Annotated in this window: 1 protein-coding gene; it reads right to left on the reverse strand. The window is 33.8% G+C overall.

Translation table 11 applies throughout. The features are described 5' to 3' along the window. Positions 1–49 precede the first annotated feature (49 nt). Positions 50–432 (reverse strand): TRAP transporter small permease (locus V6259_RS19660; protein WP_341585972.1); only part of this gene is annotated, 383 nt, incomplete at its 5' end.

Below are 432 nucleotides of genomic sequence, written 5' to 3' on the forward strand. Positions count from 1 at the left end.
AAAAGTACAAAAAAGGATCCGAAGAGAACTAATACAATGGATGTTTCTGTCATGATTTACCCTCAGCCTTTGCGGTTTCGTTAATTCCTTCCATCTCACTACTCTTTAATTTGTCCAATTCTTGTGAATCAGGGTCGATAACACTTTCACCCTTCACAAATTTTAAGTAGTTAACTTGAATGATACGCAAGCTCATTAATGTAAAAGCAATCGGTAGAATTAGATAAATATATTTCATTGGAATCCCTAACGTCTGAGACTTCCAAAATAAATTCATTTTATAAAATACAAAATTGTATGACATATAAACCATATAAAAGTTAAACGCGACCCAAATAAGATCTGTTATAAACTCAAGTATCGGTGGGAGCCAAGAAGGCATTAATTTATATTGAAACGTAACTCGGTTATGTGCTGCCAACCTAGCAGAGT

It is taken from the genome of Marinomonas sp. TI.3.20 (genome assembly GCF_038155025.1).
GTDB lineage: Bacteria > Pseudomonadota > Gammaproteobacteria > Pseudomonadales > Marinomonadaceae > Marinomonas > Marinomonas flavescens.